The following is a 16,920-nucleotide window of genomic DNA, read 5'->3' on the forward strand; positions in this document are numbered from 1 at the left end:
GGCGGGGGAAGTGAGGGAAAGAGGTTAGGCCAACGCGTACGACGGCGGTCCGCGCAGCGGGCGTGCCGAGCAGTACCGCATGCCCGGGGTTCCGGCGGCAGGGCCCGTGATCGCTCCGGCCGTACGGAAGACCGGCAGGGAAACCGGAGCCGGGGGCGCGAACAGCGGCCGCAGCCACGCCGCCGTCGCGTGCAGGGCGTCTTCACCACGGGCCAGCGCCAGTGCGGAAAGCACCACGGCAGCCAGATGCGCGAGGAACAGTGCCGGGCCGGCGTCGGTATGCAGTGGAGAGAGGCCGGTCAGCTGGTGCGCTGCGCCTGCGTCGGCAAGTGCGCCCGGCTCCGGGCAGAGAACTGCGACGCCGTGATGCACGGGCGCGCCGGGCTGGCACTGGACTCCGGAGGTCAGGACGCGGAACGCTCCGTGGAGTCCCAGCTGCGCGGCGCCGAGGACCAGGACCAGGCTGCCGGGCCGGAACCGGCGTCCGGCGGTGATGCTGACACCGGCCAGGGTGAACGCCGCCAGGGCGACGAGGAGGATCGGATCGGGAAGCATCCCGCCGCCGGCCAGGTGCGCACCCGCGGCCAGCGCGACAATGACGGCAGTGGCGACGGCGGCGCGGAGCAGGCGGAAGGGGTCGGTGCGCTGGGGCATGCTTCCCTTTCCGGTCCCGCCGGCCGCGGCACGGAGCCCGCCGGACTGCTGAAAAACTGCTCCTACTTTACCGTGCAGCCGCAGCGCCGGCGGCACGCACGACGCCGCGGGAGGGCGCCGTCGTACCCCTCTATTCGTGGTGGTACGGGCGTCCGCCGGCAATCTCCTGCGCCCGGTACACCTGTTCGGCAAGGATCAGGCGGACCAGCTGGTGCGGGAAGACCAGGGGAGAGAGGGACCAGACAAAATCGGCGCGGTCATGAACGCTCGAGTCCACGCCGTACGCCCCGCCGATGATCAGGGTGACGTTGCGTGAGGAGTCCAGCGGCCTCTGCAGGGTCTGTGCCAGCGCCGGTGACGTGATGGCCTTGCCGCGCTCGTCCAGCAGGATCACGTAATCGGACCCGACCTTCGCCAGCAGCCGTTCGGATTCCTCCCGGCGGGCGGCGTCGCCCTCGCGGGCCGAATGCGGAATGGGCACCCAGGTCAGGTCGAAGGGTTTCTTGAGCCGCTTTTCGTACCGGCGGATGCCGTCAACCACCCAGTCCTCGTGCTTGCGGCCCACCATCAGAACTTTTAATGCCATGGAACCATTCAAGCCCGGAATGACGCCGGTCCGGTAACCGGGTGGAGGACGGGCTTACACTGCGGGAACAGGAACAGCACTTCGACGGCGTCAGCCAGGGGGTTACAAGTGGTCAAAACGCGTGCGGTGGTGCTGGGAGGCGGCGGAGTTGCGGGTATCGCCTGGGAGATCGGTCTGCTGGGAGAGCTGCTGGATCAGGGTATTGACCTGAACGAGGCGGACCTGGTGGTGGGGACCTCCGCGGGGTCGGTGGTCGGTACGGCGCTGCGCTTCGGCCAGGTGCCCGCGGCCATGGCCGCCCAGGAGATGGCTCCGGAAGGCACCAGCGCCTCGGATTACCAGGAACCGGACACGTTCGACGGGGAGCGGTTCATGAACGTGATGGGTGCGGCTGGTTTCGGCGGCGGCGGGGAGAAAGCCGCCCGCGCCCGGCTGGGGCAGTTGGCACTTAAAGCGGACACCACGCTGACCGAGGAGGCATGGGTGAACAGCATCCGTTCGCTGGTGCCTTACCCGGCATGGCCGGAAAAGGCACTGGGCGTCACCGTGGTGGACGCTGAAGACGGCAGTTTCCGGGTGTTCGACGGCGACTCCGGCGTGGACCTTGGCCTGGCGGTCACCGCCAGCTGCACGGTTCCGACGGTGTGGCCGCCCGTGCACATCAACGGGCGGGTTTATATGGACGGCGGGATGCGGTCAGGGACCAATGCCGATGTCGCTGCCGGCTATTCAAAGGTGCTGGTGGTTTCCTGCGGACTCGAGGCGCCGCAGAGCCCCTTCGGGCCCACCCTGCCGCAGGCGCTGAAAACCATCCGGAAGGACGGAAGGCCGTTGTTGATCGAAGCTGACGCACAGGCCTTGCAGGCCTTCGGCATCAACATGCTGCTCGATTCCACCCGCCGGCCCTCCGTGGCGGCGGGCCGGCGGCAGGCCAAGGAGGTTGCCGACGTCGTTCGCCGTTTCTGGGAGGACTGAGCGCTCGGTGCCGGACTAGCGGTTGTCGCGGTCGACGTCGGCCTCGAGGTCGGAACCCGGCTCAATCACCACGCCGTCTTCGCGCTGTTCGACGCCGTCGGCCTGCGGGGCGGTATCCGCGGCAGGGGAGGGGGCGGCAGCCGTTTCTGATGCGGCAGCGGCTTCAGCTTTTTCACGCTCGTTGATGTACTTGACGAGGAACTCGAGTTCGTCACTGTACTGCTGCAGGCGGTCGGAGCGGGACTCGGTAGCCAAAGCCATCACGAGGTCGGTCTGGCGTGCACGCAGCTGGGCAATGGTGGGCTGTGATTCGTTGGTGTCCATGCTTCATCCTACAAAGGCTGTCCGGACACAAGTACCATGACGAGTACCCAGGTCGAGGTGGCGCTAGTCCCCGCCGGTGTTTCTCCGGTGCCGGTGCGGGGGATCGTTTCCGGCGTCCCGGCCATTCGCCTCGCGTCCGTCAGCTGCCCGGCTTTGGGTCACTTCGGCACAGTACGGTGCGCGCGGACGTGCGGGCAGTTGGTCGATCAGCTCGTTCGCGGCATGGGCGAGGATGTCCCGCTGGAGGGGAGGGAGCGACAGGGAGCCGTTGATATAGGCGTCGATCTCGTATTCGCCGGCGGCGCCGCCGAAGCTGAAGTACTTCATCCACACTTCGGGCACAGTTAACCGGGCGTCCTCAAGCGCTTTCTTGAGCAACTGCCGTTGCTCCGGCTCAAGAGCCTCGAAACCCATCGTCTGCCCCTAGTAGCGCTGTCGGTTGCTAACGCTCATTATGGCGTGTTCAGAGGCGCTGCGCAGGGAAGGCCCGGCATATGGGCTCACGGTTCCTCGTGATCCGTCGTTCGGCCATGGCTAACCGGAGTCTCCGGGCGGCCACCGGAACTCATCCGCCTCGCCCATTCCTGGGCCAATGCGCTGTACCACTCCAGCGCGTAGGCCGAAGGGTACTCGGAATCCAGTTGCCGGTAGACACGGTCAGTCAGGCCCTCCAAAGTCCGCTGGGGCAGAGCGGCGAGTGCCTGGACATCCAAGGAATCTGCCGGCAGGTCCAACAGTGACAGGACAGAAGCGTTCCGGGAGAGGAAAAGAGTCATGGCTTCGCCACTCCGGCGGCCGAGAGGCCGTCCGTTACTGCGGGGACAGCGGAGGGAAGGTCGATATCGAGGCGAACGAGTACGCGCAGTTTGGGGTCCACAGGATTCCAAAAAATAGGAGTTCCTCCGGCGCACTGCTGGGCCTCGCGTTTAGGGTAAACGGCGGATCCGGGTGAGGGCAAGTCGGGCTATTACTAAGTTTGCTTATTAGTTGCCTGCTGGGCTAGGTTTTCCCTTACTGGCCCCCGGGGCCGCCATAAGAGGCGACCCAACTAATGCCGGGCCTGATATGCGGAGGTGCATAGTGTTTTTTCATAAGCAGGAACTCCAGTTCTCAGCCACACCCGATAAGCCGGACGCGGTTTTCGCCCGCAAGCTGCAGGAAGTCCTCGGCGGACAGTACGGCGAAATCACCGTAGCAATGCAGTACGGATTCCAGTCGTGGAATTCCCACCTGCCCGGCAAGTACCGGGACCTGCTCTACGGCATCGCCGCCGAAGAGATGGGCCACGTGGAAATGCTGGCCATCATGATTGCCCAGCTGCTGGAAAAGGCACCCCTGGGTATTACCGACGACGCCGTCCAATCCGACCCGACGATCGCAGCAGTAGTCGGTGGCATGGACGTACAGCACGCCATTGTTGCCGGTGCCGGTGCCCGTCCGGTGGACAGCAACGGCAACCCGTGGACCGGTGGCTACGTGACCGCCAGCGGCAACCTGCTTGCCGACTTCACGTCCAACGCCAACATCGAAATGCAGGGACGCCTCGCCGTCGCGCGCCTGTACCACATGACCGATGACAAGGGCGTTCGCGATATGCTCGCGTTCCTCCTGGCCCGGGACACGATGCACCAGAACATGTGGACGGCCGCTGCGAAGGAACTGCAGGAAGAGGGCCACGAGCTGCTTCCGGTTCCGAGCAACTTCCCGATCAAGAAGGAACACCGCGAGCTGTCCTACCAGTACCTGAACTTCTCCGACGGCAAGCATGCGTCCGAGGGCTCCTGGGCCTCCGGTCCCACGCCGGACGGCAAGGGCGAGTTCAGCTACCACGAGGGGCCGACGACGACAGCTCCCATGCCGGACGTCACCCGTCCGGATGCGCGTTACTACGGCACCACCGACATCCCCAATGTCGTGGAAAAGGTTGCCGGCACGGTTCAGGACAAGCTGAACCGCGAATAATCCGCCAAAAAATGATCAATGCCCGGACGGTTTCCGTCCGGGCATTTTTCTTGGAGTCCTCAGGTCCTATTGCCGGAAATGCGTCTGCGCTTCAGTCTCCGAGACTGAACCCACCACCCGCTCGGCGATTTGCCGAAGTTTGATATTTCGGCTGCCGGAAGCGGAAACCAGCATGGTGAAGGCTTCATCCTGGCTGCACCGGTTCTGTGCCATGACAATCCCTACGGCCAGATCAATAACCGTCCTGGAGTCCATGGCGGCACGCAGGTCCGCGGAGTGCTCACCCCCGGCTGCCAGGCGGGCAGCCAACCGAACGGGCTTGGTGATGCGTCGGGCGAAGTCCTGGATCTGCTCGACCGTCGCGGTGTCGAAGTGACCTGCGCGGGCGCTGTACAGACTGAGGGTAGCCACGCCGTCCGTTTCAAGGTCCAGCGGAAGAACGAGGACCGAACGCATTCCGGCCTGCTCCAGCACACCTGCATACTGCTCCCACCGCTTTTCCCGGTGCAGATCCGGGATATGCACCAGGGTCCGTTCATGGATTGCGGTGAGGCAGGGGCCCTCGGTGAAGTCATACTGCAGGTCGTCCAGGGAGCCGGAGGGCGCGCCGCTGAAAGCCGCGCGGACGGGTTTGTGGTCCCGGGTGATGGTCATGGCGCATTCGACGGGACTCGCAGGGATGGAGAACGCCTTGGCGGTCAGCGCCGCAAGTTCGTGGAGGAACTCCTGCACCGTGACGCTGGAAAGAGTCAGGTCCTGCAGCCGCTCCACGAGGAAGAGGTCCAGGTCATCTGCCGTACTCTTCCGGTCTTCCGCCGACCGGCCCGGGCGGGTTTCCCATGGAGCTGTTGCGTCTTGTGCACTTGCTCCGGTTTCAGCCATCCCTACTTTCTACACCATTTGGCAATGGTCAGTAGGCTTGCCGTTTCTGTATTCCCACGGGCGTTAGTTGCCCGCATTTTCGCGGGACGTGATGGCGAAGCTCTGGGACTGCAGCTCGGTGAAATTCCCGACGCTGGCGCGGACCGTGCACTGCGGTGAGATCTGCAGTGCAGTGACCGTGAGCCCCGTACCGTCCACCGCGAGTGCTCCGCCGCACCCGTCGGAGAACCGCAGGCCCTCCTCGCCGCCTGTCACAGCTGTCAGCATCTGTGACGGCTGGCCGGTGGCGGGACTGACATAGAGCGGGTTTAGATCGTCGGCGCCGCTGGCCCACACCGGAACCAGGGTGATGGTCAACGGGCTGGGTGTCACAACGCGGGCCGCGGTCCGCACCTCCACGTCCACCAGACGCTGGACCGGGTACGCCGTGCTCTTGACTTCCGCATCCTGCGTCGCCGCCGTGGTCGCCTCGGACCCGGTCCGCAGCCACGCGTCGATCGCCTCCTGGTCCTCCGGGGCCACCGAGACCGTCGCGGTAACCTGCACCGAGCCGCCGGCCGGGATTTCAAGTCCGGAGAGCTTCCAGCCGCAGTCAACGTCCAGGCCGGTCACCGACCCCTGGTTCCGGTTCACCTCGGCTCCGTCCCACGTGACGGCCGGGCAGTCATCCCCTTCGGCCAGGCCCGGGACGACTTCAAGGAAATCTCCGGACAGCGGAGCCTTCTGGGCCGCGTACCCGACCGTCAAGCGGGTCTCACCGGAGGACGGTTCGAAGGAGGCATCCCGGGAAATTGTCAGGCCGGTGGGCAGAGTGACATCCTGCAGCCGCGATGAGAGCCGTTCCCCGGCAGCCGCGCCCTCGTCCTTTGGACCATCTTCAGGGGTAAGGACAACGAACCCTACGATCATCGCCACAATCAACAGCACCCCGCCTCCGCCCAGAAGAAGGGCTTTGCGGGTCCGCCAGAACGGGGTGGCGGCGGCCTCCTCGGCGCCGGTCTCGGTCAGGGGGCGTATCTCGCGGCGCGGCATGGCGCGCACCATGGTCGCGCTGCCCGCCTCCCCGAGCTCCGGTACTGCCAGGTCCTCGTCCGACGGCGGCGCGGCTGCCAGATCGGTGAGCTCGGCGTCGGTAAAGGCGCCGCGGACCATGGTGGCGGGCCGTTCGACGTCGTCGAATTCCGCCGGGGCCTCACCGCGGTCCATCGGAGCGTTCCCGGCAAGCCGGGGTGCAAGACGCCGGAGCGTTGCCCCGGCTTCGGCCGCCGTCGGACGCCGGGCGGGATCCTTGGCCAGCAGGGTATCCAGAACCTGCCACACGTCGTCGTCCACCGGAATCCGCGGCGGGCGGGAGGACACATGGCGGTACGCGATGGTGAAGTCCGTGCCCGGTCCGGCGAAAGGCGTCCGTCCGGCAAGGAGTTCGTAGAGCAGGACACCGGTGGAGTACACATCGCCGGCCGGGCCCGATCTGCCGGAGGTGATGAGTTCAGGCGGCATGTACTGGGGCGTGCCGATGAGGCCGGTGGTTTGGCGGATGCGTTCACCGACGACGTCGGCGATGCCGAAGTCGGAGACCCGGACGTCGCCGGGAGCCCACTGCGTCCACGGGCGGGTGAGGAGTACATTGTCGGGCTTGATGTCGCGGTGCGTCACACCCCGGGAATGGGCGAAGGACAGGGCGTCGAACACTTCGGCAGCGACGTTCAGTGCATCTGCGGGGGGCAGCGGACCAATGTTCGCAACGGCGTCGCGCAGTGAGCCGCCGGCAACGTAGTCCATAACGATGGCCAGCCGCGCACCCTCAACGACCATGTCCCGCACTGTAACGATGGCAGAGTTCTGCAGCTCGAGCAGCACGGACCGCTCACGGACAAACCGCTCCACGAGCGAGGGATCGTCGGCGTGTTCCGGCCGCAGGACCTTGGCGGCATACGTCTGGCCATCGACGGAGGTGACGGTCCAGACTTCGCCGACGGCGCCGGAGCCCACCCGCTCGCCGAAGCGGTACGACGCTCCAAGCGCCTGCCCCGTCTGTGCGAATTGCATACCGTACTCCCCAACGCCGTTGATCTGATTTTCCCGAGACTCTCTGCAGGTCTCACTGCATCCTAGGCGGTCACCGCCCCGGAACCGCTCTCCGGGCTGATCGACTGGATCAGCGCTACTTGCCCGCCCACCCCGATGTAGCCGCGGCCGGTGGTCAGGGCTACCGGCGCCTTGCGGGGGAGCGTGGTCCCCAGCAGTTCACCGTCATAATCCACATCCGGCTGCAACAGCACGCCAAGGCGGGATTTCCGAAGCGTTTTGGTCCAGTGGCTGTACAGGCTTCTGAGGTCGGCCGACCTGCCCGCCGCGATGACGCACACGCCGGGCTGTCCGGAAGCGACCAGTCCCGTAATGGACTGATCGGCGTCGTCAATACGCTCGGCGTCGTCAATCAGCAGGAATACCGGGGCGCGCTCAAGCCGCAGGGAAGCCAGCAGGGCCGGCACCTCGTCGGCGCCCACCGCTACCCGGTCGAGATCCGCGGTGGCCAGCGGCGAGCGACGGTCGCAGATACCCCAGACCTGCGCCGGTCCCTGGGAGGTGGCCGCTCCCTGCAGGGCAGCGGCCAGGGCGAGCAGCAATGTTGACTTACCGGACCGGGCAGAGCCGGCGATCAGTACGTGCTCGCCCTCGTAGACTTCCAGATACGCGGGGGCGAAGTCCGTTTCCCGGATACCGACCGGGAGGAGCCAGGGCTCGGAATCCAGCCGCGGCGCCACCCCCAGCTCCGAGAGGGTGACGTTGCCGGGCAGGCGGCGGATCGCCGGGGTCTTGGCCGGGGCTTCGGCCCAGCTCTGCCGCACCATGTCGACGGAGGCTTCGACGCCGATCCCGGGGGTGGCCACATGCATCTGCAGTGCCGTGCGGGGATCCACGCAGCGGCCCGGAAGCTCGGCGGGGATCTGCTTGCCCCGGACACCGAGCGAGGAATAGTCGTAAGTGTCCGCCAGCCGGAAAAGCCACCGCTGCAGGGTCACTTCGTTCATGGCTGTGGGGATGGCCTTGGCCCGGGTGGTGGAGACCGCGAAGGACAGTCCGAGGGCGGGACCGTCCGCGTAGGCGCGGTACAGCAGGTCCAGCAGCTGCTGGCCTTCATAGTCCTGGAATTCGTCGCGGAGCGAGGCCAGGCCGTCGAGCAGCACCACCGTGCGGCGATGCCCGTCCGGGTCCGCGCGGCGGCGTTCCAGTTCCGTGCTCAGGTGCCGCAGGAAGCGGGCCTGCTGCTCCTTGGCGCCGCCTCCGGTCCCCACATACGCCACGGTGTGGGGCAGGCGTGCCAGTGGTTCGAGTCCGCGGGAACCCATGTCCAGGATCATCAGGTCCACGTCTGCCGGATCGGTGTCCTTGGCCAGGGCAAGGGCAATCGACGCCAGCGTGGTGGTGGTGCCGGAGCCGGCCACGCCCATCAGCATCAGGTTTCCGATGGACATGTCCCATCCGGCCGCGGACTGGCGCTGCAGTTCCGGTTCGTCCATCAGCGTCACCATGACGGTGGAACCGCGGACGCCGCCCACCCGCGGCAGGATCCGGGCGGCGGGGTCGGCGTGTGCTTCGGGTTCTTCGGCGTTTTCGGCGTCCTCCGGTTCGGCCCGGAAGCCCTCCAGTTCCACCCGCTGACCCAGCGCCTCCGGCCAGACCTGCCGCGGCGGGGCGTACCCTGCTTCACTGTTGGCTTCGACAACGGCCTCGATCAGGAGGTCCAGGTCATTCTCATCGGAAACCTCGGACCGGGGCGGTGCCGCTGCAGGAGCGGGGACGCCGAACTGGCGGATTTCACGCACATCCACCGAGGCTCCGCCGCCGAGCTGGGCCCGGCCGGTCACGAGCGCCGTCTGTACGGGCGAGATGTCGTCCTGGCCCAGCTTCACGAAGGCGCGGCCCATCTGCGCGCGTCCGATCGCGGATGCGGCGGGCACACCGATGACGTTGTTGGAGTCCTCGCGGCTCTGCACGCGCAGGGCCACCCGGAGGTTCGTGTTGGCGAGGATGTCGTCATTGACGACGCCGGCCGGGCGCTGGGTTGCCAGGATCATGTGCACGCCCAGGGTTCGGCCCACGGCGCCCACACTGACGAGGGCCTTGAGGACGTCGGGGAAGTCCTTGGCCAGCATCGCGAACTCGTCGATCACGAGGAGCAGCCGGGGCATGGGTTCGGCCGGGTTCGTGGCCAGATAGGCGTTCAGGTTGTCGATGCCCTCGCCTGCCGCGGCAAACACCCGCTGGCGGCGCTCCATTTCCGCTTCCAGGGCCAGCAGCGCGCGGTCGGCGAGCTGCTCGTCCAGGTTGGAGATGGTGCCGATCGTGTGCGGAAGGCGTTCGCAGGCCTTGAAGGCGGCCCCGCCCTTGAAGTCGATGAGGATGAAGTTCAGGCGCGTCGGGTCGTTGCGTGCCGCGAGGCCGGCCACCAGGGAACGCAGGAACTCGGACTTGCCGGAGCCGGTGGTTCCACCGACCAGCCCGTGCGGGCCGTCCTTGACCAGATCCAGGCTGAGATCGCCGTTCTCGCCGGTACCGATGGGGGTGGAGATTCCCGTGGAGGCCTGCCACAGCTGACGGATGGTGGCCGGGTCCGGACGGTCGTAGCCCAGCAGTGCCGGAAGCCGCACGAGCGAGGGCAGCGACGCCCCCGGGACGCTCAGTTCCGGATCCTCAAAGTGGGCCACGCGCATGGCGCAGCGCAGCGCTTCCTCGCGGTCCAGGCCGCCCAGGATGATGTCCTCCACCCGCGTCAGGTCCTCCGGCTGCTCCAGCGTGGCCGCGGAGTCCTCACCCACCCGGATGATCGTGGTGCAGGAAGCCGGCAGCTGCTCTTCCGACGTGGCGATCACGATGCCGGCCACCCGGGAGGACTGCTGCTGCGAGCTGAAGCGCGACCCCTGCTCCGAGCGGCCCATGCCGAGCAGTGCGCGTGCCGGCGCGTCCCGGCCCTCGGTCAGGACTTCGGAGTCCAGGACCACCAGCAGCGCCGGCGTCGGCAGCTCCTCGACTGTGTCCTTGAGCGCGCGCAGCATGGCGACGCTTGACTCGCGGTGCGCGGACATCCAGCGCTGGCCGGTGCTGCTGCCTGCCTGGCGTGTGTGGGGCAGCCATGATGCCCATTCCCACTCATCGGCGCGGCCGGCGTCGCAGAAGACGCCGATGGTCAGGTCAGCCGGGCCCACGTGGACGGCGGCCTGGGCCAGCAGGGACCGGGCGAGGGCCAGTGCCCCCTCCCGGGGGCCGACCATGCCCACCACACCCGCGTTGGTCAGGTCCACGAGCACGGGTGCGGCAAGCAGCCGCGCGGCAGCGAGGGAGTCCTTGACCTTCGGATCGAGCCGGGGCGCTGCGTTCCGGTCCACCTCGGGTTTCCACGGGACGTCGCCGGTGCCGGCGTGCAGGGCCAGGAAATCATCCGACTCGGCACGGCGCTGCCACAGGGAGGTGGCCGGAAGGGCGGGGCGCCGCAGCACCGTGGCCGGATCGGGAATCATCCGGTGGCGCCGGGCGGTCTCCGCCTCGGCGGCCGTGCGGATCTGCTGTTCGAACTCCTCGACTGCCCCGTTGAAACGCTCTTCCTCTTCCTTGACGCCGCGGTCATGGCGGCGCTTCTGTTCGAACCACATTCCGATAGCCATGACCGGGCTCAGCAGGGCGAACATGGCGAAGCGCATGCTTCCCAGGACCATGACCATCGCGCCCGCCATCACCAGCGGTGCCAGCACGGTGATGTAGCTGAACTTGTTGGCCGGGGGTACGTCCCTGCGAGTCGGCGGAATCAGGGAGTCACCCTCCGGTGCCTTCCCGGGACGGGGCGGTCGGTTGAAAGGGGCCGTTCCCGCCGGGGTGAGGTTGTGCAGGGTGCCGGGTGCCGGTGCGGGACTCTCCTCCAGGGACTTCCGCAGCAGAAGTACCGTGCCGCCGGCCGTGATCGTGGCGGTGTCCTCGACCAGGATCCCGTCTTCGCCGGTCTTTTCACCGTTGACCAGCGTGCCGTTGGTAGAGCCGCAGTCCAAGACCCGCAGTCCCTCGTCCTCCCGGCGCAGGCGGCAGTGGTCCCAGGACGCACTGTCTGCGGGAAGAGTGAGGTCTGCGTGGGGCGAGCGTCCAATGAGCATCTCGCGCCCCTGCGGCACTTCGATCACGCTGCCGGCCCGCTGGCCTCCGGCGAGCGTCACGCTCCAGCCCCGCAGGCGTGTAGGCACAGGCCAGGGTGCCCGTGAGATGCGGCTGCCCTCCAGGAGGACCAGTTCAGAGACGGGTGTGGAGGCGCGCACCTCCGACTCGTCAATGAACACTGCCTCGCCGGACTCAAGGCGGGGTCCGCCGGCCTTCTCCACCAGATCCGCCAGTGTGGTGGCCGGCGCAGCGTGCGCGACCTCGCACTCGAAGCGGCTCTCGTCCAAATCGATCAGCAGACGCACCGGGGCGGTCCTTCCATGTGGAACAGTGACCCGTCCGTTGAGGAGACGGGACAGGATGGTTACGGAGTTGCCGGAGCAGGTACCCAGACGAGGCGGGGAGCCTCTTCATCGGCCGGCCGCAGCCCCAGGTCCTGGGGAGAGGCGTAGGCCGGGACGGCCTCAACGGCCAGTGCGTTGGACTGAGAGAAGTTCAGTGCGGGACCTCCCATGCCTTCGCCCGGGCCGAAGGACATGGTGCGCAGCATGGCACTCACTTCTGCCGGATCCCCGCTTTCGGCGGTGGCGGCTGCACGCACGAGGGCGACGACGGCGTCGTGGCTGGCGGTGTCCGCTGCCCAGGCATCCCCCGAGAACGGGGCATCAACGGTCAGGTTGTGGACCGTGGACTCGCCGGCGGCCAGACGCACTGCGGACAGGAAGGCGGACATTCCGCGCCCCTGCGCGTCCTGCTGCAGGGCGGTGCCGTCGCCGCCGGCCGGGGCAACCGTGACCAGCTGTCCGGAGGCGGTTCCATCCAGCTCGGCAAGCGCGGTGGCAAAAGCCGGGGCGCTCGCTCCGTCCGGAAGGACCAGGGGGACGGAAACGTTGCGGGACTGCAGTGCCTGGACCAGCCGTGCCAGCCGCTGGGGCGTGGCAGCCGAAACGACCACCGCATCCGCAGGTTCGGCAACATTCATGGCCTCGGTGCCTTCGGGAGCATCCTCGGCCAGAGGGAGCGGCTGGTCGCCGGTCTGGACGGCAGCCGCCTGGGCCAGGGCCATGAGGTCCTCGAAATCCCCGGCGTTGAACGTCTGCGTTGGCTGCACCGATGCGGGGACGGGGCCGCCGTCGTTCACAAGCAGCACCCGGGTCTTCCCGGCCAGTGCGGCACCCAGCGCACCCTCGACGGAAGCGGCGGAAGGCTTCGTGGTCCAGGTGGAAGGTGCCGGGTCCACCGGTTCGGCGTACGGCAGGATCACGGGGAGGTTGAGTTCCTCGGCAGCCTTCGCCGCAGCCACGGCCTGCGGCCCGGTGCTGGCCACCACAATGCCGGACACTCCCTGGTCGGCAAGCGCACGGACCGCGGCGCGTGCGCCGTCTTCGGTTCCGCTGTCATTCTGGGTCGGGAGGGCGACGTCGGCGCCGTCCTGGGCGAAGCGATGGGCGGCGACGACGGCGCCCTGCGCCGCGCGGTTGTACTCGGAGCCGGGCTCGCCGGAGGATCCGAACGTCATCACGACGCCGATGGAGAAGTTCTCCGGCAGGCCCTCGGCATCCAGCGCCACGGGAACCGTGGCGGCCACCGGGTCCGGCTTGGCCACCTCCTTGGGACGGTGCAGCGTGGTGGCCAGCACGATCGCCGCTGCGGCAATCACCACCACCCCGGCAATGATCAGGGTCAGGAGCTTGGTCCGGGAGTTCATTCGCCGCCGCCGATCGTCAGCGTGTACAGGGTCTGCGAAGTTGCCCCGTTGGGCACTTCGAGGTGGAAGGCCGGCAGTTCGTCGACGGCCGAAAGCGAGGCCTTGAACTGTGCCTGGCGCAGCAGCAGCCCCGCCACGTCCTGGGACCGGATGTTGGCGTACCCCTCGGCGTTCTGCGCGGCCAGGGCCAGCTGGTAGTCGGCGGTGTCGGCTTTGGCGGCGTTGGTGGCCATGGAGCCGAGCAGGCCGGAGCCGTTCACGGTGCGGTCGCCCAGGTCCAGCATCACCTTGTTCAGGCTGGCGGACAGCAGGGCGTTGGCGCCTTCAACGTCGCGGGTGGAGCCTGTTGTGCGGGACGCGATGCTTGCCAGCGCGGATTCGGTGCTCTCGGACAGGGCCGCGGCCAGGGCCTCGCCTTCCTCGTTCAGCTCGCCGCGCTGCTTGTCCACGGTTCCCTTGGCGTCCTTGACGACGTCGTCGGAGGTGGACTTCAGGCCGGAAATGGAGCGGTTGAAGGCGGTGGTGACGGACTCGGTGCTTTCGTCGCCAACATCGGAAATTTGACGAACCTGCAGGCCGACAGCCGTCTTAACCGCTTCGACGGTTTTGCCCTCAACATCACCGAGAGAATCCTCGATACTGGATGCCAGCTCGCTTTGCTTAGCTACCAACTTCGAGAGTGCTCCGCCAACTTCTGCTGAGGATTCCGTTGCGGCGCTGAGTGCGTCTCGCAGGACCACCAGTTCATTCCTCGTGCCCGCAATGTCGTTAGTAGCGGACGTGTCAAGATTTCTCACGGCATTAACGACTAACTGCAGCTTGGTATCGATGCTGTCCTCACTGTCACCGTCAATTGCCTCCTCCAGGGCCTCGAAGGCCCGGGTGATCTCTTGATCTGCGACCGTAATGTCTCCGGTTTCGACAACTTCGTTCCAGTCGGCAGCCTGGTCATTCAAGCGTGCGTCCATGGGCGCCTCAAACCCCCCGGGAGGAGGGAGCAGTGTGTCCACCGGGTTCGCCGGCTCTGTCGGGTTCGCCGGCTCTGTCGGGTCCGCCGTCTCCTCAGACGGACAGGGAACTGACGTGAGGTAAGAGCGCAGCTGGTTCGTCTGCCGACGCGACAGCTCGCCTCTACCCGGCGTCTCACCGTCTTTAACCATCACCTCGCACAGCTGATCGGCAAGTGCTTGGTTCTGATCCGTCATCGAACGCCTCCGCCCCTCGCCGTCATCCACCTGCTGACCCGAGGCCTCAGCAATTTCCCGTGTGGTGGCCAGCTTTTCTCTTAGGCCGTCAATGCTGCTGCGTGCAGTATTAGATGCTTCGCGTGTTTTAGCGACGGATGCCTGAGCGGAGTCGATGGCGTCGGTCACACGTTTCAGCTCTTCTTTATAACTGCCCGTCGGTTCAGCGCCTGCAATTATGGCGTCGAGCTCGACGAGTGCTTCCTGTAGTTTTTTAGTTCCGCCATTCTGGTCTTCAGCTGCTTGCTTGAGTTCCAGACCCCGGACTTCTGCTAGGAGATGTTCGCCCTCCTCGACAAAGCCAGCCAGCGCTCCGGTAACCACGGCGACGGAACTGAAGAGAGAGCATGTCATCGAAATTGATTTCTGATCGTCCGCTTCCGCCTCTTTCGTTTCCGCAGCACATACGTCCGGCGCGGGGTTTTCCGGGCCGATGGCGGTTATAAGTTCACCGGCCACGAAGTTGCGGCAGTCCGCGCTCACGGTCGCGTAGGCGTCGAGCTGCGAGGCCATGGTCAGAATGCTGCCGTAAACGCTCGCGGACTGCTGCGGCTTGGCTACCTCAGCCACACAACCGTCGCCGGTGATCGTGACCGTGGGAGGCACGGCGGTGGTGTCGCCCAGCATGGAGTCCACGGCGGCGACGGTCTGCTGCAGCTGGGACATTGTGACGGACTGCGTGCCCTTGGTGGCGGTTTCCAGGTCGCTGCCCAGGACCGTCAGCTGGTCTTTCAGGCCTGTCATGGTTGATGCCAGGGACTCGGAGTTGTTGCTGAGTTCCTCGGCGGTCCTGACACCCAGGGTCTGCGACGTTTCCTGCAGGTTCCTGCGGACTTCGGTGATGGTGGAGCCGGCCTTGATCAGGACGATGTTGACGTCGGCCACGAGATCGATGGTGCGGCGCTGCAGCTCCATTTCGGAGCCGGCTCCGGAGGAGAAGGCACCGGCAACCACGCCGTCGGCGGTCATGTCCGTGTTGAGGCCGGGCTGGACCGCCACTTCAATGGCGGGAACCTGGAAGTTTTTGACGTCGGCAACGAGACGCAGTGTGGCGCTCGCACCGGAACGGGGCGGCGCCAGCACGGTGGCCCACTGCACCACGGTTGCGCCGTCCTCGGTGCTGCTCAGGACGCCGTTGGTGCCGGTTGTACCGTCAGCGGAACCGGGAGTGACGTCGTCGGCCCGTACCCCAGGCAGCGTGGTGGACGCAGCTACGGTCAGCGGTGCGCCCACGAGGGCGGTTTCGGAGTGTTTCCGGCCCGCGGCGTCGTAGTCGATGACCTGCGGCTTGACCGTGAGGTTCTCCAGCGTGAGGTCGATTTCGACCGGCCCGGAGTGGCCCTCGAGCTCGGCAAGGTCGGAGCCGGACTTATCGCCGGCGCGGTACTGCAGGCTTACCCGAACCGGCAATTCACCCACCGTCTCGTCGGTGTTGTACTGCGCATCCTCGGCGGAGGAGGTGCCGTCCGCCGCGACGGAGATGGTGGTGCCTTCGATGGTCTCCACACCGGCAGCGTTGGACAGGTCCACCCGCACGTTCTGCAGGAGTTTGACGGGGTTGGATACCGGCTCCGGCTCAGGTTCCTGGGTGCAGGACGTGGTGGCGAACAATCCAATGGCAACAAGAACGGCGCCTAGCCGCCTGCGGGATGCAACGCTGCGCCCCGGGTTATGCATGAGTGTATTAGGTCGTCTAGGCATGGTGAATCGTCCCCCTGTTGCGTTCGCTGTGCCTTGAGCATCATAAGGGGTAAAACGGTGAAAATTCGCTACCCATTTTTAATGGGCTCCTGAAGGGTCTAGATCCCCCGAAAAACAGCGCCGATTATCTTGTTGGTTTTGACGGAAATTGTTGGTATGGTCACGACCGTCCGGTCGCCGGCGCTTTCCTGCCCGGCGGAAAACATGTTGTCTCTAGAGGGGGATTCTTATGTCACGTGTGTTGTCTACCGAGCAGGCTAAGACTGCTATCGGCCAGGTTCAGTCCATCATCAACGGCGGTTTCACGGAACAGATTGCAGCGCTTGATGCGCAGGGCAAGATTCTTTCCGATCCGAACGTCTGGGATGGCCCCCTGGCCTCGCAGTTCCGCGGTTCCGTGTGGCCGGAAACCAAGGCGGCCCTGGATAAGGCTCGGGAGGAACTCGAGCAGCTGCGTACGCAGCTCCAGCAGATCTCGGAGAATATCTTCTCCGCAGGCGGCGGCGCCTAACTCGTAGTTCTTCGTGCACTGGCCGGGTGACCGCGCCGCTCCGGCGGTAGGCGGCTGCCCGGCTTTGCGCGCTTACTCAAGCCACGCCCGGCGGGCGGTTCGGGTTTAGGTTCCCATTTGGGCTGATGTCGCACCGTATTTGTCTTGGTGTGTCTTTCCTGTGGTGCGGTCTTCACCGTTTATTCTTCTTTTCCGGTTCTTGTTCAGTGGGGGGTCGCTGATTATG

12 protein-coding genes are annotated in these 16,920 nt (G+C 66.3%); 3 read left to right on the plus strand and 9 right to left on the minus strand.

The window, feature by feature from the left end; genetic code table 11:
- Nucleotides 1–24: 24 nt before the first annotated feature.
- Together N2K95_RS01890 and N2K95_RS01895 are read right to left on the minus strand one after the other, a co-directional pair.
- Complete coding sequence (locus tag N2K95_RS01890) at nt 25–654, minus strand: hypothetical protein (protein WP_260652670.1); 630 nt, start codon at nt 652–654, stop codon at nt 25–27.
- A gap of 130 nt (nt 655–784) precedes the next feature.
- Entirely contained in the window at nt 785–1,240 is a 456-nt protein-coding gene (locus tag N2K95_RS01895; RefSeq protein WP_260652672.1) for a 23S rRNA (pseudouridine(1915)-N(3))-methyltransferase RlmH, read from the minus strand.
- Between the two features lie 108 nt (nt 1,241–1,348).
- Here N2K95_RS01895 and N2K95_RS01900 point away from each other — a divergent pair, with 108 nt between their 5' ends.
- Complete coding sequence (locus N2K95_RS01900) at nt 1,349–2,215, plus strand: patatin-like phospholipase family protein (protein WP_260652673.1); 867 nt, start codon at nt 1,349–1,351, stop codon at nt 2,213–2,215.
- A gap of 15 nt (nt 2,216–2,230) precedes the next feature.
- Here the strand turns inward: N2K95_RS01900 and N2K95_RS01905 are convergent, their stop codons facing one another.
- Nucleotides 2,231–2,539, minus strand: a complete 309-nt coding sequence (locus N2K95_RS01905) for a hypothetical protein (protein ID WP_260652674.1) — start codon at nt 2,537–2,539, stop codon at nt 2,231–2,233.
- A 63-nt stretch (nt 2,540–2,602) separates the two neighbouring features.
- Complete coding sequence (locus N2K95_RS01910) at nt 2,603–2,917, minus strand: hypothetical protein (protein WP_260652675.1); 315 nt, start codon at nt 2,915–2,917, stop codon at nt 2,603–2,605.
- 702 nt (nt 2,918–3,619) lie between these two features.
- Between N2K95_RS01910 and N2K95_RS01915 the strand changes: the two genes are divergently transcribed.
- Nucleotides 3,620–4,501, plus strand: a complete 882-nt coding sequence (locus N2K95_RS01915; RefSeq protein WP_255793669.1) for a manganese catalase family protein — start codon at nt 3,620–3,622, stop codon at nt 4,499–4,501.
- 66 nt (nt 4,502–4,567) lie between these two features.
- Here N2K95_RS01915 and N2K95_RS01920 read toward each other — a convergent pair whose 3' ends face one another.
- From N2K95_RS01920 to N2K95_RS01940, 5 genes are all read right to left on the minus strand, one after another.
- Nucleotides 4,568–5,383 (minus strand): GAF and ANTAR domain-containing protein, encoded by an 816-nt coding sequence (locus tag N2K95_RS01920; RefSeq protein ID WP_260652676.1) that lies wholly within the window; start codon nt 5,381–5,383, stop codon nt 4,568–4,570.
- Nucleotides 5,384–5,446: 63 nt separating this feature from the next.
- Entirely contained in the window at nt 5,447–7,432 is a 1,986-nt protein-coding gene (locus N2K95_RS01925) for a serine/threonine-protein kinase (RefSeq protein WP_260652677.1), read from the minus strand.
- Between the two features lie 62 nt (nt 7,433–7,494).
- A complete protein-coding gene (locus N2K95_RS01930; RefSeq protein WP_260652678.1) occupies nt 7,495–11,835 on the minus strand; it encodes an FtsK/SpoIIIE domain-containing protein in 4,341 nt (1,446 codons plus the stop codon).
- 59 nt (nt 11,836–11,894) lie between these two features.
- On the minus strand, nt 11,895–13,238 hold the full coding sequence (locus N2K95_RS01935) for a type 1 periplasmic-binding domain-containing protein (RefSeq protein WP_260652679.1): 1,344 nt from the start codon (nt 13,236–13,238) through the stop codon (nt 11,895–11,897).
- A complete protein-coding gene (locus tag N2K95_RS01940) occupies nt 13,235–16,159 on the minus strand; it encodes a hypothetical protein (RefSeq protein ID WP_260652680.1) in 2,925 nt (974 codons plus the stop codon). Before N2K95_RS01940 ends, N2K95_RS01935 begins: the two co-directional genes overlap by 4 nt.
- A 253-nt stretch (nt 16,160–16,412) precedes the next feature.
- On the opposite strand from N2K95_RS01940, the gene N2K95_RS01945 reads away from it, so the two are divergent.
- The gene (locus N2K95_RS01945; RefSeq protein WP_260652681.1) at nt 16,413–16,694 is read left to right on the plus strand and encodes a pyrophosphorylase; all 282 of its coding nucleotides are present in this window, start codon (nt 16,413–16,415) and stop codon (nt 16,692–16,694) included.
- Nucleotides 16,695–16,920: the final 226 nt, after the last annotated feature.

The organism is Arthrobacter zhaoxinii, assembly GCF_025244925.1.
Lineage (GTDB): Bacteria > Actinomycetota > Actinomycetes > Actinomycetales > Micrococcaceae > Arthrobacter_B > Arthrobacter_B zhaoxinii.